Origin of the sequence: Pseudomonas sp. rhizo25, from assembly GCF_031931935.1 — a bacterium.
GTDB classification, from domain to species: Bacteria; Pseudomonadota; Gammaproteobacteria; order Pseudomonadales; family Pseudomonadaceae; genus Aquipseudomonas; species Aquipseudomonas synxantha.
On sequence record NZ_JAUJXA010000009.1, the window covers coordinates 1 to 18,354 of the forward strand.

Annotated in this window: 17 protein-coding genes and 1 pseudogene; 9 read left to right on the forward strand and 9 right to left on the reverse strand. The window is 58.8% G+C overall.

The genetic code is table 11. The features are described 5' to 3' along the window. The 3 genes and pseudogenes from QZR30_RS18905 to QZR30_RS18915 all read right to left on the reverse strand — a co-directional run. A pseudogene (locus QZR30_RS18905) lies at positions 1–1,044 on the reverse strand (type IV secretion protein Rhs); the annotation flags it as partial. A 198-nt stretch (positions 1,045–1,242) separates the two neighbouring features. Further along, positions 1,243–2,724: a methyl-accepting chemotaxis protein gene (locus QZR30_RS18910; protein ID WP_274358204.1), complete on the reverse strand. Its 1,482-nt coding sequence runs from the start codon at positions 2,722–2,724 to the stop codon at positions 1,243–1,245. Positions 2,725–2,819: 95 nt separating this feature from the next. Beyond that, entirely contained in the window at positions 2,820–3,626 is an 807-nt protein-coding gene (locus tag QZR30_RS18915; protein ID WP_274358205.1) for a TatD family hydrolase, read from the reverse strand. A 236-nt stretch (positions 3,627–3,862) separates the two neighbouring features. On the opposite strand from QZR30_RS18915, the gene QZR30_RS18920 reads away from it, so the two are divergent. From QZR30_RS18920 to QZR30_RS18930, 3 genes are all read left to right on the forward strand, one after another. Continuing rightward, on the forward strand, positions 3,863–5,284 hold the full coding sequence (locus tag QZR30_RS18920) for a transglycosylase SLT domain-containing protein (RefSeq protein WP_274358206.1): 1,422 nt from the start codon (positions 3,863–3,865) through the stop codon (positions 5,282–5,284). Between the two features lie 104 nt (positions 5,285–5,388). Then, positions 5,389–5,823: a DoxX family protein gene (locus QZR30_RS18925; protein WP_043050788.1), complete on the forward strand. Its 435-nt coding sequence runs from the start codon at positions 5,389–5,391 to the stop codon at positions 5,821–5,823. A 259-nt stretch (positions 5,824–6,082) separates the two neighbouring features. After that, entirely contained in the window at positions 6,083–6,391 is a 309-nt protein-coding gene (locus QZR30_RS18930; RefSeq protein ID WP_274358207.1) for a class I SAM-dependent methyltransferase, read from the forward strand. 4 nt (positions 6,392–6,395) lie between these two features. Here the strand turns inward: QZR30_RS18930 and QZR30_RS18935 are convergent, their stop codons facing one another. The 3 genes from QZR30_RS18935 to QZR30_RS18945 are packed head-to-tail and all read right to left on the reverse strand — an operon-like array spanning position 6,396 to position 9,799. Further along, complete coding sequence (locus tag QZR30_RS18935; RefSeq protein WP_274358208.1) at positions 6,396–8,135, reverse strand: Gldg family protein; 1,740 nt, start codon at positions 8,133–8,135, stop codon at positions 6,396–6,398. Between the two features lie 15 nt (positions 8,136–8,150). Then, positions 8,151–8,876 (reverse strand): ABC transporter permease, encoded by a 726-nt coding sequence (locus tag QZR30_RS18940; protein ID WP_274358209.1) that lies wholly within the window; start codon positions 8,874–8,876, stop codon positions 8,151–8,153. After that, on the reverse strand, positions 8,873–9,799 hold the full coding sequence (locus QZR30_RS18945; protein ID WP_068966701.1) for an ABC transporter ATP-binding protein: 927 nt from the start codon (positions 9,797–9,799) through the stop codon (positions 8,873–8,875). The genes QZR30_RS18940 and QZR30_RS18945 overlap by 4 nt, the downstream gene beginning before the upstream one ends. 242 nt (positions 9,800–10,041) lie before the next feature. Between QZR30_RS18945 and QZR30_RS18950 the strand changes: the two genes are divergently transcribed. Then, positions 10,042–11,121 carry a hypothetical protein gene (locus QZR30_RS18950; protein WP_311904026.1) on the forward strand — a complete coding sequence of 360 codons (1,080 nt, stop codon included), beginning with the start codon at positions 10,042–10,044 and terminating at the stop codon, positions 11,119–11,121. A 125-nt stretch (positions 11,122–11,246) separates the two neighbouring features. Then, positions 11,247–11,726, forward strand: a complete 480-nt coding sequence (greB, locus tag QZR30_RS18955) for a transcription elongation factor GreB (protein ID WP_046071579.1) — start codon at positions 11,247–11,249, stop codon at positions 11,724–11,726. A gap of 37 nt (positions 11,727–11,763) precedes the next feature. On the opposite strand, the gene QZR30_RS18960 is transcribed toward greB, so the two are convergent. Both QZR30_RS18960 and QZR30_RS18965 read right to left on the reverse strand, forming a co-directional pair. Then, the gene (locus QZR30_RS18960; RefSeq protein WP_274358210.1) at positions 11,764–14,274 is read right to left on the reverse strand and encodes an ABC transporter permease; all 2,511 of its coding nucleotides are present in this window, start codon (positions 14,272–14,274) and stop codon (positions 11,764–11,766) included. After that, complete coding sequence (locus QZR30_RS18965; RefSeq protein WP_005786391.1) at positions 14,274–14,957, reverse strand: ABC transporter ATP-binding protein; 684 nt, start codon at positions 14,955–14,957, stop codon at positions 14,274–14,276. The genes QZR30_RS18960 and QZR30_RS18965 overlap by 1 nt, the downstream gene beginning before the upstream one ends. 10 nt (positions 14,958–14,967) lie before the next feature. Here QZR30_RS18965 and QZR30_RS18970 point away from each other — a divergent pair, with 10 nt between their 5' ends. The 3 genes from QZR30_RS18970 (at position 14,968) to QZR30_RS18980 (ending at position 16,967) form a co-directional block, all read left to right on the forward strand. Beyond that, complete coding sequence (locus tag QZR30_RS18970) at positions 14,968–15,573, forward strand: arylesterase (protein WP_046071581.1); 606 nt, start codon at positions 14,968–14,970, stop codon at positions 15,571–15,573. 58 nt (positions 15,574–15,631) lie between these two features. Next, positions 15,632–15,925, forward strand: a complete 294-nt coding sequence (locus tag QZR30_RS18975) for a hypothetical protein (protein WP_003189866.1) — start codon at positions 15,632–15,634, stop codon at positions 15,923–15,925. Positions 15,926–16,004: 79 nt separating this feature from the next. Further along, entirely contained in the window at positions 16,005–16,967 is a 963-nt protein-coding gene (locus QZR30_RS18980; protein ID WP_046071582.1) for a L,D-transpeptidase family protein, read from the forward strand. A gap of 173 nt (positions 16,968–17,140) precedes the next feature. Here QZR30_RS18980 and oprI read toward each other — a convergent pair whose 3' ends face one another. Continuing rightward, positions 17,141–17,392, reverse strand: a complete 252-nt coding sequence (gene oprI / locus QZR30_RS18985) for an outer membrane lipoprotei OprI (RefSeq protein ID WP_003172710.1) — start codon at positions 17,390–17,392, stop codon at positions 17,141–17,143. Between the two features lie 612 nt (positions 17,393–18,004). On the opposite strand from oprI, the gene QZR30_RS18990 reads away from it, so the two are divergent. Then, positions 18,005–18,286 (forward strand): GNAT family N-acetyltransferase, encoded by a 282-nt coding sequence (locus QZR30_RS18990; RefSeq protein WP_046071583.1) that lies wholly within the window; start codon positions 18,005–18,007, stop codon positions 18,284–18,286. The last annotated feature ends 68 nt before the right edge of the window (positions 18,287–18,354 follow it).

The window sequence follows — 18,354 nt, forward strand, 5'->3', positions numbered from 1 at the left end:
TACATGAGCCTCCAACCGCGGGCCGGTCGCCTGCTTGGCCAGCAATTCCAACAACGCCCGCGCTTGCCCGGACTTGACGCGACTGAGCATTTGGGCACCCAGGCGCAGCTGTACCCCAATGCCCCGCGTGGCCCAGATCAGCAGCAGGTTGATCAAGACTTCGCCGGTGATTTCACCCAGCAGCTCATACATCTGCGGCGGCGGCAGCATGCGTATCCACGCCACCACCGCCGCCAGGTAGATAAACAACAGCGGCTCATCACTGAGCACCAGCAAGCCCTTGGCCAGCGTGTCTTTGCCCAGCGTGAGCAACTCGTCCAGCTCAGCCTGGGAGATGTACTTGAGCAGTTTCTCGCTGTTGGATTTGAGGTTCGCGAGCAGGTCATACAGCTCGGTGATGTTGTCCCACAGGTTGTAGAAGGCCTGGCCAATCCCGGTTGCAAAGGCAATGCCCTGTAGGCCGCTGCGCTTGTAGGCTGGCGCCTGGGCAAAGTCTGCCCATTGCGGCTCGAAACGCTCATCCCATTGTTTGCGCAGTTCAGCTTCCAGCCCGGCAATCACTGACCCGTAGGAGGCATACAGCGCCTTGACGTGATCCTTGGAAACATTGGGGTAAAAGGTGATCTGGTAGCGCTGGTCGCGGCTGCAGTCGTTGACTTCAAGAATGCCGCTCGGGCCAATGGTCCGGTGGAACGGTGCGCCCACCGGGCTGCCATCCTCGGCCAGGGCTTGCAGCATCACATGGGTGTTGCCGATGGGTACGAACTGGGTACTTTCGAACAAATGCACCAGGGTCAACCCACCCTGGGCTTTGCATTGAGCGACCGTGCGGCTGGGCTTGTCGGAAGAGGTCGGCGCGACCAGTGCGACGTCTTCCCCAACCTTGAACACCTGCTCCACAGTCAGTGCCGAGCCACTCAACAGGCTGGCGGCCCACTCATCGAAGGTGTTCAGGCAGGTGCGAAAATCGGCTAAAACCCGACTGACGTCCGGGGCCTTGGGATCCATGGGCGCCAGCACAAAGCTGGCAAACGCCGGGATCAAGAGCCAGCCCTATCAACCAGGGCTGTAACGAAAAAAACCATCTGCAATCCCTCGCACTGTTTGATCAGGCGAGGGACTTTGCAGGGGTTCCTAGGTAAAAGAAGTCGGCGTTATTCGCGAGAATGGCGAGGAAGTTTCGCCTTAACTTCAGGTAAACCGAGACTTGGCGGTAGGAATCAGATTACAGGTGAAAAAGCCTTACAGCTTCAGTTGCCCAATCGCCTTGCTCAACTCTCCAGCCAACGTCGCCAGTTCGTTGCTGGTAGTCGCCGACGCCACGGTCTGCTGCACGGTGTTTTCGGTCACATCGCGAATGCTTACCACGGCGCGGTTCATCTCTTCGGCGACGTGGCTTTGCTGTTCGGCGGCCACGGCAATCTGGGTGTTGCTCTCGCGCATCTGTGCCACGGCACCGGTGATTTCAGCCAGTGCGGCGCCGGCTTCCAGGGCTTGTTGCACACAGTCGTCGGCTTTGAATGAGCTTTCCTGCATGAAGTCCACCGCGTCGCGGGTGCCGGCCTGCAGCGCCGAGACCATGCGGGTGATTTCGTCGGTGGAGGTTTGCACGCGCTTGGCCAGGTTACGCACTTCGTCGGCGACCACCGCAAACCCTCGGCCCATGTCCCCGGCGCGGGCGGCTTCGATAGCGGCGTTGAGGGCGAGCAGGTTGGTCTGTTCGGCGATGCTGTGGATCACCCCGACCACGCCGTTGATTTTCTGGCTGTCTTCGGCGAGTTTCTGGATCATCTCGGCGGTCTGTTGCACGCCAGTGGACAGCCCGGCAATTGAACGCTGTACCCGGGTGACCACGTCCTGGCCGCTGCCGGCGAGGGTATCGGCGGTCTGGGACAAGTCGCGGGTGGCGCCAGCGTGCTGGGCGATATGGTGGACAGTGGCGGTCATCTCATTGATGGCGGTGGCGGCCTGGTCGGTTTCGCTCTGCTGGCCGAGCATGCCGTGCTGTACCTCGTTCATGCTGCTGGCCAGGCGGGCTGCGCCGTCATCCAGTTGCCGGGCGGTGCGTGCCACGGTATTGACCACGCGCTGGTAGCCGGCTTGCATGGCGTTGAACGCACTGGCCATCTGGCCGACTTCATCCTTGCAGGCCAACGGCACGCGAGCCGACAGGTCACCGGTTTTTTCAACGTGCAGCATTACGTCCTTGAGGGTGTTGAGTTGGCTGAGCAGGAAACGAATCAACAGCTGCGAGGCTCCGAGCATGGCCAGCATGAGGATGGCCACGGCGACGGCGTAGTTGGCGAAGCGTTCACTGAACACTTGGCTCAGGCTTGGCGCATAAGCCAGTACGGCGACGTGTTGACCGTCGGCGCGGCTGATCACCTCGGCGCCTATCAGCGGGTTTTTGCCGAACAACGGCATGTGATTGAGCTCAACCCAACCGCTGGCAGTGGTCAGGGCCGGGAGATCCTGATCGGCCAGTTGTGGGGTTTGCCCTTGTCCATAGGCCAGCCAATGCTCGCCGGTGGGCAGGACTTTGTCGGCTGGCCACGCGCTGAGCAATCGCCCCTGGGCCTGGGCCGATGCCTGGGACGCATGGCTGCGCGCCTGTTGTTCAAGCTGCACGGCGTACAGCACCAACAGCAGAGTGGTAACGAAGGCGACCGCATTGACGGCCCAGAACTTGTACTTGAGCGAGATATTGCTAATCCAGGCACCCATGAAGGTTTTCTCTGATAGCGGAAACAGCATTGGCAAGGTGCCATTATTGTGCCGCTACCCAGGAGATGAGTTTTGACGTGGGTCAATGGGCCGCATCACTCCACGGCAGGCAAGTCGAAAAAGGCACGGGCGCAAGCGGTGCTATGGGCTGCCAGATCTTGCATGGTTTCGTTGCGGTGCAGGGCAACCTCGCGCAATACCTCAGGCAAGTACGCCGGTTCATTGCGGCCATTCTTTGGTTTGGGGCGCAGAGTGCGTGGTAGCAGGTACGGGGCGTCGCTTTCCAACATCAGACGGCCGCGGGGAATTTCCCTGACCAGTGGATGCAGGTGCGTCCCACGGCGCTCATCGCAGATCCAGCCGGTAATGCCAATATGCAGGTCGAGGTCCAGGTAACTGAACAGCGCCGCTTGTTCGCCGGTGAAGCAATGCACCACTGCGGCGGGCAGGTGGTCGCGGTAATCCTTGAGGATCTCCAGCAGGCGTTGGTTGGCGTCGCGTTCGTGGAGAAATACCGGCAGTTTCAGCTCGCTGGCCAGGGCCAGGTGTTCTTCGAGGACTTTTTCCTGCTGTGGGCGAGGGGAGAAGTCCCGGTTGAAATCCAGCCCGCATTCACCCACGGCGCGCACCCGGCTTTCCCCTAGCAAGCCACGCAAGCGTTGGGCGCTGTCGCCATTCCAGTCACTGGCGGAGTGAGGGTGGATACCGGCAGTACTGAACAGGCGCTGGCTGCTTTCATCGAGCTTTACACACAGCTCCAGTGCTTGTTCGCTGCCCTCGATGCTGGTGCCGGTGAGCACCAATTGCTGCACGTCGGCGGCGTAGGCGCGCTCGAGAACGGCCTGGTGCCTCTCGTCGAAACTGGGGTTGGTCAGGTTGACGCCAATATCAATGAGTTGCATGGTGCTATCTCCGCCTGCGGCCGGAAAGCATATCAGAGCTGTAGATTTATAAGAAAAACCAAGAACTACAACGCGTTATCGCTGTCTTTGAACGTCGCAAGCGACATTGTGGTTGGGCTGTTGCCCGTCACTGTGCCGCCGTTGCGCGCTTTGCCAGCGCTTGAAGCGCTCTGTTTCTGACCTCCAGTACTTCGTTATTCGCGAAGGCGCTGGCCAGTATTCTTTCCGGAGAGCGGATGATCCGACCCTCGGCGTTGCTTGTGTTGTGCCTGACGTTGCTGCTGCCCATGGCAGCGGTCGCGCGTCTGGACGGGCCGCTGGAAGTGACCAAGCCCGGCAAGGTACGTGACCTGGCGCAAATTCGTTCCAGTCGCACCCTGCGGGTGTTGGTCAACCAGAGCCGCAACAGTTCCGGGGAAGTGCAGGGCCAGTCCATCGGTGTCGAATACCATCGGTTACGCGCCTTCGAGCAATACCTCAACGGCCATGCCCGCGATGGGCAGGCAATCAACCTCAAGATCATTCCCAAGGCCAAGGACCAATTGCTCGGCGCGTTGGCCCGTGGCGAAGGCGACTTGGTGGCTCCCGGTGAGTTGCTGGATGTGAAGGCCGTACACAAGATCAGTACCAGCGAGCCGATTGCCAGTGGGGTGCCGTTGTGGCTGGTCGGCGTCAAGGGAGAGCGACGGTTCACCCGCTTGGAGCAGTTGTCTGGTCGTACACTGACGCTGACCACTGGCAGTGCGGCGGCGGATGCCATCAGCCAGGTCAATCAGAAACTGGCCCTGCACAAGCGCCCACCCGTGAAGGTGGAATGGGTCGATCCGAGCCTGGCGGTAGAGGATGTGCTGGAAATGGTCCAGGCCGGAATCTTTCATCTGACTATCGTTGAAAAGCCAATTGCCGAGCGCTGGTCGAAAATCCTGCCCAAGTTGCGCTTTGACAAGCAGGTCGTGATCAGCGAACCGGGTGACGAGTTCTGGTTCGTGCGCCAGGACGCGTCGATGCTGCGCGCCAGCATCGATCGATTTCTCAAGACCTATCGAACGCCTTCCGACCAGGACGTGGCGTTCCAGCGTATCTATCGACGCCTCTATCAGGTGCGCAATCCGCTGGCCCGCGCCGACCGCCAACGTCTGGAAAAACTGCGCCCGGTCCTGCAAAAACATGCGCGTGAGCAAGGCATGGACTGGTTGAACCTGGCGGCACTGGCGTACAAGGAATCGTCCCTGGACCCGGGCGCTCGCAACAGTGGTGGCCCGACCGGCCTGATGCAGATCACACCTTCGGCGGCGCAGCGGGTAGGGGTGAACAATATCGAGAGTCTCGACAACAACGTGCAAGCCAGCGCGCGTTACCTGGCGATGATCCGCCGCAAGTTTTTCTCCAGCCCCAAGCTCAACGAGCGCGAGCGAATGGCCTTTGTGCTGGCGGCGTACAACATGGGGCCGGAGCGCGTACAGGGCATGCGCACCGAGGCCAAGCGTCGCGGGCTCAACCCCAACCAGTGGTTCTTCCAGGTTGAACGCATTGCCATGGAGCAGGTAGGAATGGGCGGCGTCAGCTATGTTAATAGCGTCAATAAGTATTATTTGGCGTTCGATCGGGAGCGAGAGTCCCTTGAACCGCCAGCGCCGAAAATTGCCTCGCGCAAATAATCGAATTTATTGATATTGATTAGGCAATTTTTCGGCTTTTAACATTGCTTAAACTGATTAATATAGCGGCCAACCAAACCCCTACCTGGAAAAGGATTTATTACATGAGCCCTATGATTACCCGTGTTCTGTCCACCCGCGCCGGTTACGGCCTGACTATTCTGCGCATTTTCGTCGGCATCATTTTTGCCGCCCACGGTTCGCAAAAGCTGTTCGGCTGGTTTGGCGGCGGTGGCCTGGCCGGTACTGCACAGTGGATGGAAAGCATCGGTCTGGCGCCGGGCACCCTGATGGCGGTGTTGTCGGGCGGTACCGAGTTCTTCGCCGGGCTGGCGTTGATCATCGGCTTGCTTGCGCGTCCTGCGGCACTGGGCTTGACCTTCCTGACCCTGGTGGCGATTTTCTCGGTGCACATCCATAACGGTCTATTCATGGCTAACAACGGTTATGAGTTCGCGCTGGCCCTGCTCGGCGGCTCGCTGGCTGTGTTGCTGGAAGGCGCCGGTAAGCTCTCGGTCGACCGCGCAATCGCTAACTGATCGCTTCACAAGCTACGGAAAAGGCCCGCATGTGCGGGCCTTTTCGTTGCGCAGGATTCTTGACACTGCCCCACCGGCTTCTCTAGGATGCTGCTCATGCGCCGATTTAAACAGCTAATTGCGGGGCGCCACTGGGACTCAATGCAGCCCGACAGAAGTATGATCCCTCACATAGGGAACACTTCGAAATACCGCTAAAGCGCTGGTTCGGTGTTGCCTCTCACCTGCCCGCAGACTTTTGAGGCAGAGACACGACACGATGAATGCACTACGCCCTCTCATACGCCTGGCTCCGATCACCGCAGCCCTGACTCAGCGCAACCCGAAAATACTCCTGGGTGGTAAACACCAGCCGACGCTGCTGCGTTACCTGGACGGCTGGCCACGTCGTAGCGGCCGGCCTTCGGCATTCCTGATTCAGTTTGTCGAAGACGGCGACTCCTTGGCTCGTTTTGCCAATAACAGCTTCGATATGGCGGTCATTCAGGCGCCCAGCGCCGGCGAAGCCGACGAGGTGATTCGTCAATTGACGCGCATTGCCCGGCAAGGGCTGATAGCTCGTCGCTGAGCGCTCAGCAGGCGGCCGTCATCGCGGCTGCTCGCCGTCGCCGTTGGTATAGAAAAAGCACCCAGGCAATCAGGCACAACAAGAGTGGCATCGGGGCGATCATCAGCCATTTCAATGTGTGTTCGAATCGATGCAGCGACGCATAGGCCTGGACCTTCAGCGCATGCAACTCAACGGGTAAGCGCAGGCGTTCCTTGTTGAGGGCCTGCAACTGGGTATTGGTGTCCACCGCCTGGGTGCCCAGACTTGTTGCTGGTGGATTCAGCCGTTGCCAGGCGTGTTCGGTGTGCTCAAGTCGTCGTTCCAACTCACCGGCGCTTTGCCGATAAGCCTGTGCGGCGGCTTCGCGCATAGGCTCCAGCCTGTGCAGGGGTTGCGTCATGACGCGGGCTCGAATGCGCCTGAGCGCTTCGGGAGCCGCCAGGTTATCCAATGTGTTCAATACAAACAGCGCGTTGTTGTTGGGATGGGCATTGCTGACAGTGTCCGACAGCAGGTCGGTGTCGGCTACGACCACTAGTTGGATGTGTTTCGCCTTTTGCAAGCCGGGCGGCTGCCCCTTTAAACCGTCGGGAAATGCCGAATAGGCGGGCCCCTCAAGGCGAGCGGCGATCACATGGCGCTGCCCCGACGTGGAGGCTTCCTCAACGAAGGCGTCGAACGCCGTCGACGATGCAAACCGCCCCGCGTCCAATAATGAGGACTGTGGTGAACTTTGTAGCAGCGGGGTGAAGAGAGTATGGCTCTTTGCGGCACGGGAGAGTGCGCCGCTGCTCGACACGGTCACGGAGTTCAATTTCCAGGTGCTGACATCGTCTGCGGCCATTGCCTGACGTGGAAGTTGGAGCCTCGCCGGGTGCAATACCGTGGGCATTCCAGGGCCAGGCTTGGCCGACGAAGCATACAGGTTGTCCACCAGCAGCTTGTCTGCGGGCATCTGTATGCCCCAAGCGGTGAGCAGTGCATTTAACCGGACATTTGCCGAACCGGCGTTGGCCCCGATCTCGCTCACAGGGTCAATAAAAACCATCAGTTTGGTGCCCCTCAATACAGATTGTTCAATCGCATACAGGGCCTTCTCCGGTAAGGCATACGGCTGTACCACCATCAATGTGCCTAGCGACGCCGGCACTTGAGTGAGGGTCGGTGCCAGCTCTACCAGATTGAAGTGCTTGCGCATTTGCTCCAATAAGTTTCCGGCAGGTGCAGCCAAGGGCAGCCCCGACAGCAGGCCGACAGTGGGACGTTCGGGGTACATTAACTTATAGATCAGATGGCTGATTTCATACTCGAGCAACGACTCAGTGTCGGGGTTGAACGCTTCAATGCGTTGTGCGCCTTGGCCGGCACGTGTGCCGATAAGGCCAATGAACCCGCGGGTGTCGTCGAGGCCAAACAAGCTGGCTTTATAGGCATCTTCAGAAAACGGGGAGGGGTTAATGATGTGCAGGCTGATCTTGTTATTGGCTGCTTTTTCGAACGCCTTGAGCAGGTCTTCCACACGCTGGCTATAACGTTTCAATTCATGGCTTTTTTGAGGGACCTTCGAATTGAAATAATATAAGTCCATCGGGCTTTCAAGTGTTGTGAGCAGTTGCCTTGTCGCTGGCGATAAAGTATGGATTTTTTGTTGTGAGAAGTCCCAGCGAATATCCGGTAACTTGGGTAGCCAGACCAGATTGAAGGCCAGGAAAAGCAACAGTGTGATGATCAATGTCATGCCGGCACGGAGAGCGGAACGCATCAGTGGCTTTCCTTCTCAGCTGTGTTTGTAATTGAGTGTGATGGTTGTCGCAGAAAGAAAAGCAAGGATCATGCTTATAAAATACAGGCTGTCATGCAGTGTCAGCTTACCGCTGTCCATTGTGCTGAAGCGGAAAATAGGATCAAGGGATATCAAACTGTCGACGACCCAAAGCGGTGCCTGATGTTCAAGTGCGTCCAGTATTGAGGAAAGCCCACTGACGGTCAGCAGCAAGCCAAGCGTCATTAGGAGAATGGCAAGGCGTTGGTGTGCAAGTGCACACACGAAGCAGCCGACGGAAAGATAACTGCCTGCCAATAACCAACTGGCCAGAAATTGTGACGTTATCGCTATGTTATCGGCCATGCCCAAGTAGTTGACGGCGATCACCAATGGGAAATTCAGTAGCAAGGCAATGCCGCATACGACCCAGGCAGCCATGAACTTACCGATCACCCGTTCCACGGTGGTGACGGGCAAGGTGTTCATGGTGTCGGCAAAGCTGGTGTCGCGTTCATCTGCCCACAGTTGCGTCGACAAAATGGGTATCAACAGTAGATAGAGCCACGGGTGTAACTCGAAGAAAGCCTGCAAGTCGCTACTGTTACGCTCCATCCAATGGTTGGCATGCAGCCCCAGTGCGGCACACAGCACCAGGAAAACTGCCACACTCAGGTAGGTACTGGGTGAGGAGGCATAACTGGCGAGTTGGCGTTTGAATACGATGGGCAGCTGTCTCAAGATGAAGCCTCCTGGCTCAGATGATGAACGACATCGTCTAGCCGACCTGGCTCCAGATTCAGTGCCGTTATGTTCCAGCCGCGGTGAGCAATGAGCGCGTTGATCGAGGGGAAAATAGAGTGTCCAGGCATGGCCAGGACGGTCACCGTACCCGGTGTATCCCGATCCTCTTCTATTCCCGCAACGCCAGGAATTACCGCCATGGCCAGCAGGTCGAGCGGCGAATCTGCAGCCAGGGTTACGGCCCGGAAATGCCGGGAGCTACGTTGCAATTCCGATAGCGATGCGTCAGCCATCAGGTTGCCATTGGCGATGACCAGTGCACGGGTGCAGATGTCTGCGAGCTCGCCGTAATGGCGAGAGGCAATGATGACGGTCATATCTTCGGTCAGCGACTGGATCAGCCCCCTGAACTTGAGTCGTTGAGCTGGGCATAGTCCTTCCGTGGGCTCGTCAAGCAAAAGCACGCTGGGGGAGTGCAGGATGGCCTGGGCAATCGCAACTCTGCGCTTGACGCCAAGGGACAGTAGGTCGATGGGACAATTGAGCACCGGCAGCAGCTCCAGCCGCGCGGCTGCCATGCCCACCTGGCTGCGTTTTTCGGCCCCCCTGAAGCCTCGAATGGCAGCGATGAAATTGAGCAGGTTCTTGACGGTCATCTGAGGGTGGCTCAGGCCGCCCTGAGGTTGGTAGCCGATCGCCTTTCTTGCTTGAAGTGAGTGGGTCTGGGTATTGAAACCCTGGATATTTATTTGCCCGGAGGTCGGTTTGATCGCACCGGCGATCAAACTCAAGAGTGTTGTCTTGCCCGCGCCGCTCTTGCCAAATACGCCCACACATTCCTGAACCTGGGCGCTGAATGAGAAGTTACTGATTATTTGTTTCCTGCCCAGGTATTTTGTCAGGTTGCTTATCTCGATCATCTGTTTACCGAATAAGTTTGGCAGGGCGTATGAGGGTGCGCCGGCGGTTTGTAAGTGAGCTTCAAAAAAGGGTACGTTTAATGGCTGTGCTTGGGAACGCGATAGAGTATTAATAAGAAGAATCCTACGTTCGACCCGTTCATGCACTGAAACAATTGTTTTCGTGATGAAGACTTATTAATGCTCGGATGTTTATCTGATGTTTATATAAAGTTTTCTTTTTTTTATGAGGCCTGATGACCATGATGCTTCTACGTACCCTTGTTCTTGAACGTAATGATGAAGACAAGCCTGTTAACGGTGCGCTGCTGTGTGCGTTTGCTGTCGCTCAAACAGAATCAAACTTTCTTGTGTATAGCCTGGATGAAGAGGCCGAGCCTGGCCACTCCAGGGTCTATATTGCGGAGTTGCGTAAAAAGCTCGAACGCTATTTTCTGGGGGGGGTTGATTCGAAAGAAGACCTGCAGGTAGCGATGCAGGTCTTCAAACAGATCCTGATGCTGGCAGCTGCGACAGGTGCGAAGACCAGCCCGATTGCAGACGCCAAGGTTCCCTTTCATTTCATCGATCTGAAAGGCTGTCGGTTGCCGCCTGCCAGGCCGGAGGATCATCACTCGGTGATCATCAAGAAGGCATTGGTCATGAAGGTGATCACTTTGGGTATGTCGGCCCCGGCGTTGCCTGCGATCGAAAGCAATACGGTGATCGTGCCGTCGATTCGCTTTTCATCACAAATGGTTGCCCCCCCTCGGAACCCGCGCTCACCGAAGGCCGTGTCGCAGTCTGTGGATGAAGAACCCATTGAAGCGTCGGCGCAAGAGGAATTGGCCCGGGCGGAATTGGCCCAGGAGGAGTCCGCTCTGGAAGAGCCGGCCCAGTCATTGGTGACCATACCGGAGGTACAGGAAGAGATCAGCATATCGCCTGTCCCATTTGAACAAAACGACACTTCGTTCGAGGCGTACGAAGCAGAGCCCCCCAAACCGCCTGCCCAACTGGAACACACCTCTTTGCTCGAGATGGACAGCGCGTTGAGCAATCTGGCCAAGGTCGCCCAGGAGCTGACGCAAAAAAAATGTGCAGTCCTCGAGAAGGAAGCGATGCTCGAACAGTGGCAGGCACGTCTTCAGCAGCAGCAAAGCCAATTGGATGAAAAGAGTCGTGCATTGGAGCTGCGCCATACACAGCTGCAGGACCAAGGGCTTGAGGTCAGCAAGAAGGCCGAAAAACTGGCGATGATGATGTTGCAGCTTTCGGGCATGCGCCAGCGGATGCAGGGTACGCTGCTTGAGCTGGACCAGGTGCTGGAGGGTCAGGTGTGAGCCAATAAGCTTGCCGGCCTGGATACTTTCCAGGGTTCATTTATCATCTCACCCAGCCAGTCGGCACCAGGTCATGATGTCCTGGTGTGTCGGCACCAGTGGACACTGTTTGGGGATGCAAGCGTTTGAGTACCAAGCTGATTACCAAAGAAGGTCATGAAGCGCTTAAAAAAGAGTTGGATTACCTATGGCGCGAAAAGCGTCCGGACACTACTCGCAAAGTGACGTGGGCGGCTTCCCTGGGAGATCGCAGCGAAAACGCGGATTACCAGTACAACAAGAAACTGCTGCGTGAGATCGACCGGCGGGTGCGCTACCTGCGTAAACGCCTGGAAGATATGCGTGTCGTGGAGTACATGCCCGAGCAGGAGGGCAAGGTGTTTTTCGGCGCCTGGGTCGAAATCGAAAACGACCAGGGCGAGACCAAGCGCTTTCGCATCGTCGGTTATGACGAAATTTACGAGCGGATGGATTACATCTCCATTGACTCACCCATGGCGCGGGCCCTGTTGCGCAAGGAAGTGGACGACGAGGCAATCGTACAGACACCCGGCGGCGAGGTGTGTTGGTGGATCACCAGGATCGAGTACGTGAAGCCGGCATGAAGGCTCGCACTCCGGGCAGAGTACGAGCCTTCATGCCTCAACCTTCGCGCAATACCGTCAACGGGCTGGCATTCAGGGCCCGACGTGTCCCGAATACCCCGGCAGCGCCAATCAGCATTGCACCGATCACGGGTAGCAGTAACAACCACGGGTGGGGATGCCACGCCAGGTCAAAGGCGTAGCTGTACAGCACCCAGGTCACCAGTTCCGTCCCCAGGGCTGCCAGCAGGCCGCTGACGGCACCCAGCAGGCCGAACTCAATACGCCGGGCCTTGACCAGCAACTTGCGCTCGGCACCCAGTGCTCGTAGCAGTGCGCCTTGGCGGATGCGTTCGTCCAGGGTGGCCTGCAGGCCGGAGAACAATACCGCCATGCCTGCCGCCAGCACAAACAGCAGCACGTATTCCACTGCCAGCGTCACTTGGGCCAGGATACTGCGTAACTGCTCCAGCAGGGCCTCTACCTGCAGGATGGTCACGGCCGGGAAAGCCCGTGACAGATCGACGATCTGTTGGTCATGACCGGGCGCCAGGTAGAAGCTGGTCAGGTAGGTCGCGGGTAAATTCTTCAAGGTGCCCGGTTGGAAGATCATGAAGAAGTTGGGCTGGAAGTTATCCCAGTTGATGGTCCTCAAGCTGGTGACCCGTGCCTCGCGATTTTCCCCGCCGATGGTGAATAACAGATGGTCGTTGAGCTTGAGTTTCAGGCTCTCGGCTACCTTGGCTTCCACCGACACGCCAGGAATCTCATCGCTCGGTTGCGCCGACCACCAGACGCCTGCCGTCAGGGCGTTGCCCGGCGGTAAGTCGGCAGCCCAGGTCAGGCTCAGGTCGCGCTGGATGGCACGGTCGCCGCTGGAGTCCTTGCTGACGATCTCCTGCACAGGTTCGCCGTTGATGCTGATCAAGCGCCCTGGTACCACCGGATACAGTGGCGCCGCTTGCGCCTGTACGTCCAGCAGGCGGGCACCAAAGGCCTCCTTGTCGGCGGGCAGGATATTCAGTGCGAAGTAGTTGGGAGCATCCTTGGGCAGCTGGTTTTGCCAGGTGTCGAGCAGTTCGCCGCGCAACAGTGCGATCAACCCCATCGACAACAGGATCAGGCCAAACGCCAGGGACTGGCCTGCCGCCGCCAGCGGGTGACGCAGCAATTGGCCCAGGCCCAGGCGCCAAGGCAAGGAGGCGCGGGCCAATAACCGTCGCAGGCTTTTGAGCAGCAACAGCAGCAAGCCGCCGAGAATCAATGCCGCCACTACGCCACCGCCCAGCAGGGCGAAGGTCAATACCAGGTCCAGGCTCAGGCGCCACATGATCAGGCCCAGCGCAAACAGTGCCGCGCCGTAGACCATCCAGGTGCTCGAGGGGATCGGCAGCAGATCGCGACGCAATACCCGCAGCGGCGGTACGCGACCCAGCGCGGCCAAGGGGGGCAGGGCGAAGCCGGCGAGGGCGACCAGCCCGGTGCCGATCCCCGCGGCGGCTGGCAGCAACCCACCCGGTGGCACGTCGGCTGGCAGCAGGTCGTGCAGGAAATAGAACAGGCCAAATTGCGCCAGCCAGCCAAGCAGGGCGCCGACCAGGCTCGCCAGCAGGCCCAGTACGCTCAGTTGCAGGCTGAAAAGCAGCATGGCTTCGCGTCGCGATAACCCCAGGCAGCGCAACAACGCACTGGCATCAAAACGTCGACTGGCGAAACGGTTGGCCGACAGCGCCACGGCCACGCCGGCCAGCAGCACCGCTACCAGGCTGGCCATGTTCAGGTAGCGCTCGGCCTTGCCAAGGGCGCCGCCGATCTGCTGGTTGCCGTCACGGGAGTCCTGCAGGCGCTGATTGGCAGCGAGGCCCGGCTTGACCAGGTCGCGATAGGTTTGCAGTGCGGCGCTGCCTTGTGGGGCGCGCCACAGTTCGCGGTAGCTCACGCGGCTGCCCGGCTGGACCACGCCGGTGGCGTCCAGGTCTGCCAGGTTGATCATCACCCTGGGCGTGAGGCTGTAGAAGTTGCCGGCACGGTCGGGTTCGTAGGTCAGGATGCGTGCCAGGCGCAGGGTCTTCATGCCGACATCAATACTGTCACCGACCTTGAGGTCCAGCGCCGTCAGCAGTCTTGCTTCCACCCAGGCTTCGCCAGGCTTGGGGCCGCCGCCAGGGCTTTCAGTGCCAAAGGGCTCGGCGCTGCTTTTCAGCTCCCCGCGCAATGGGTACTGCTCGTTGACCGCCTTGATGCTGGAGAGCTGGATGCCGTTGTCCGTGGCGATAACACTGGAGAACTCGACGATGCGGGCGTGATCCAGGCCCAGTTCGGTGCCAGACCTGATTTGCTCGGGGCGGGCCGGCGAGCTGCCTTCGAGTACCAGGTCGGCGCCGAGGAACTCGGTGGCGCGCAGCAGCATGGCGCCGTTGAGGCGGGCGCCAAAGTAGCCGATGGCAGTGCTGGCAGCCACGGCCACCAGCAGGGCAAAGAACAACACGCGCAGTTCGCCTGCGCGGGCATCGCGCAGTAATTGGCGCATGGCAAGGCTGAACAGGCGCAACAGCGGCAAGCGTGCCATCAAGGCTCCAGGGGCGCGACCATCAGGCCGGCTTCAAGGCGGATCAAGCGTCGGCAACGGTGGGCCAGGCGCTCGTCATGGGTGACGAGTACCAGGGTCGTGCCGCTCTCTTTATTGAGTTCAAACAGCAGGTCGCTGATGCGCTCGCCGGTATGGCTGTCGAGGTTGCCGGTGGGTTCGTCGGCAAACAGCACGTCCGGCTCGGCGGCGAACGCGCGGGCAATGGCGACCCGTTGCTGCTCGCCACCGGACAGCTGGCGTGGCGAGTGGGTCAAGCGCTGGCCCAGGCCCACGCGCTCCAACAGATGCCTGGCACGCTCGCGGGCGTCTTTGCGCCCGTCGAGTTCCAGCGGCAGCATCACGTTTTCCAGCGCGTTGAGGCTGTCGAGCAATTGGAAGGATTGGAATACGAACCCCACATGCTCGGCACGGATGCGCGCACGCTGGTCTTCATCGAGGGTGCTCAGGGCTTGCCCGGCCAGGGTGACTTCGCCGCTGCTGGGCAGGTCGAGGCCGGCCAGCAGGCCCAGCAGGGTGGATTTACCGGAACCGGAGCTGCCGACGATAGCCAGGCTATCGCCCTTGTTCAGTTCCAGGCTCAGTTCGTGCAGGATAGTCAGTTCACCTTCCGCGCTGGGAACCACTTTGCTAAGGTTCCGCGCGGTGAGAATGCTTGCGCCCATGGAGAATCCGATGCGAATGTGGTTTTTGAGTGCTGGCCTGGCCTTGATGTGCATGGCCCAGAACGCAGCGGCGGGTACAGTCCTGATCGTTGGCGATAGTATCAGTGCCGGTTTCGGCCTGGATACCCGCAAAGGGTGGGTTGCACTGCTGGAGCAACGCCTCAAGAAAGAGGGTTTCGACGATAAAGTCGTCAATGCGTCCATCAGCGGCGATACCAGTGCAGGAGGCCTGGCGCGGCTGCCCGCGGCGCTTGCAGAGCATAAGCCCGACGTGGTGGTTATCGAGCTTGGGGGGAATGACGGCTTGCGTGGGCAACCGCCAGCGCAATTGAAACAAAATCTTGCGTCGATGATTGATCAGTCCAAGGCCGGCGGCGCCAAGGTGCTGCTGTTGGGCATGCAGTTACCACCCAATTACGGGCCGCGATACACCACCGCATTTGCCGAAGTCTATGGTGCGCTGGCCAAGGAAAAAAACATTCCACTGGTACCGTTTTTCCTCGAAGGCGTGGGTGGCCATCCGGAACTGATGCAGGCTGACCAACTGCACCCGGCAGTCGCCGCCCAGGACAAGCTACTGGAAAATGTCTGGCCGACACTAAAACCGCTGCTATGACGCTTTTCTACCGGCAGGCTTTCGGCTAAGGTGGCGCCCCCCTGATCTGGAGCCCTCGATGTCGCGCCCTGCCTGGTCCCTGTTTAACTACCAACTGATCGAGCCGGACGAGCAGCTGGATCTGTTCGCCTGCCAGGAAGTGCGGGTGCATCTGGTGGCGCGTCAATTGGAGTTGGGCGGTTCGATCGATCGCACGCTTTGCGGCACTTTACTGCCGGCGCAACCACGCTGGTCCTCGGTGAATCGCTCGATTTTCCAGGACCAGCGCCTTTGCCCCTTGTGCCGCGCGATCCTCGAATCGCAAAAACGTGGTACGCCGCCGATCTGGCCGGAGCTGCGTTTCGAGCTGTAAAAACAGCTTGAAGCTTGCTGCCACGAAGCCGTATACAATCATTTTTTACCTACCCGTCGTCTTGCGAAGGATTTTCCGGATGTTGTCGCGCCTTTCCGTCGTCACCTGCTGCCTGTCTCTCGCTGCGCTCTGTGCGGCCGGTTCGGCGGCAGCCTTGCAGTTGCCGTTGCCGCCGCCGGGCGAGGACATTGTCGGCCAGGTCCAGGTGATCAAGGCCAAGTACGAAGACACCTTCGCCGACCTGGGCACCACCTATGATCTGGGCTATTCGGAAATGGTCGCGGCCAACCCGGGCGTCGATGCCTGGTTGCCGGGGGCGGGGACCGATATCGTGCTGCCGACACGCTTTATCCTGCCGCCCGGCCCACGGGAAGGCATCGTGATCAACCTGGCGGAATACCGGCTCTACTACTATCCGAAGGGCCAGGACGTGGTCTACACCTACCCATTGGGCATTGGCCGTGAAGGCTGGGGCTCGCCGATCGCCCATACCAGTATCATCGCCAAGACGCCAAACCCGACCTGGACGCCACCGGCCTCGATCAAGGCCGAGCACGCGGCCAATGGTGACCCGTTGCCCAACGTGGTGCCTGCCGGCCCGGATAACCCGCTGGGACCGTTCAAGTTCACCCTCGGCACGCCGGGTTATCTGATCCACGGCTCCAACATGAAGTTTGGTATTGGCACGCGCACCAGTCACGGTTGCTTCCGCATGTTCAATAACAATGTATTGGAGATGGCCGGCATGGTGCCGGTGGGTACGTCGGTGCGCATCATCAACGATGCCTACAAGTTCGGCAGCAGTGGCGGCAAGGTCTACCTTGAGGCCCATACACCGTTGAACGATGACGGCACCCCTTCCGTGGTCGACAAGCACACGGCGGTGATCAACGCCTTGCTCAAGCGTGAAGACCTGGCCAATAACCTGCGGGTGAATTGGGATCAGGTGCGTGACGTGGTTGCGGCGGAGGATGGTTTGCCGACCGAGATTGGCGTGCCGGGCGCGGCGCCGGTGGCCGCCGCCACGCCGGTCGACCTGTAGGAGCGAGCTTGCTCGCGAGAAACCCATAGGCGCCGCGCTTATTCAGGAAGCACGCGTTATCGTTGATGTTTTTCGCGAGCAAGCTCGCTCCTACAGGTGGCGCGCGCCAAATCCAAGGCAATAAAAAAGCCGATCCAAACATGGATCGGCTTGATAACAACCCCGAAGGATTATTACTTGCGGCTTGCTTTTTCAAGCATGCGCAGGGCGCGCTCGTTAGCTTCGTCAGCAGTCTGTTGTGCTTTTTGGGCAGCAGCCAGAGCTTCATCAGCTTTACGGTAGGCTTCGTCTGCACGAGCCTGGGAGCGAGCTGCTGCGTCTTCCGTTGCAGTCAGACGAGCTTCGGTTTCTTTGGAGACGCTGCTGCAACCGGTAGCCAGAACTGCGGCCAGAGCCAGAGCAGAGAATTTCAGAACGTTGTTCATCGTGTTCCCCTTCAAGGACTTTCAATTAGATGGCTACTGTCTCAGGGTGAGCTAATAGCCGGCGTACATACTACCCATTACTTGTAGTAAGTAAACTGACGTTGCGCAAGAAGCAAAAAAAAATCCTGCGCCGAATCTATTTTGGCTAATGTTTTGGAGGTCTGTATAAAAACTGTCCAATTTTTTCTATCTCGACAGGCATTGGATCCAGGCTGAAAGGGCCGGCCCGCATGTGTGAAGCCTTGTAAATAGATGAAATTTTATATAACGAAGCGGGCACTTCCGTTCTGTGTGGCTTTACTCCGGCTGGCATCTTTTACCCATCTAGAGGTGACTTTAAGAGCGGCAGTTCGTCTCAAGATTCAACTGCCGGCAATGTTCAGGCTATCGGTCACCGGTTGATCGAGGCCCTTTCTATAACCACCCAGGGCAGGGAATGATGAGTGCGCCTTGAGCAATGGCGGGATTGGTGCCTACTATTCCCTACGTGCTGGTTGTGAGCGCTCACGGTTTTCTCGTTGTCGAAACCGGCACGGGGTGGCGTAGATGTTCCTTCGCCGGAAAAACATCGGTAAGGTAGGGGTCGCAATCTTAGACCCGCGAGGAGTAGTGATGAGCGAGGCGTTGTCCATCCACCATGACCAGGCTGGTCATCAGTTCGAGACCAATGTGGACGGTCATCGTGCCTATCTGACCTATATGGACCTCGGGAAGCAGACCCTGGATATCTATCGCACCTTCGTGCCCAATGCGCTGCGAGGGCGAGGCATTGCGGCCGCGTTGACCGAGGCAGCCTTGAAGTATGCCGAAGAGACTGGCTATACCGTGATTCCCTCGTGCTCCTATGTCGAGCGCTATATGGAGCGTCACCAGCGCCATGCCGCGAAGCTGTAGCTGATTTGTTGCCATTAAAAAACGCCGGGCTTAGCCCGGCGTTTTTGTGTATGCCTGATTCAGGAAAA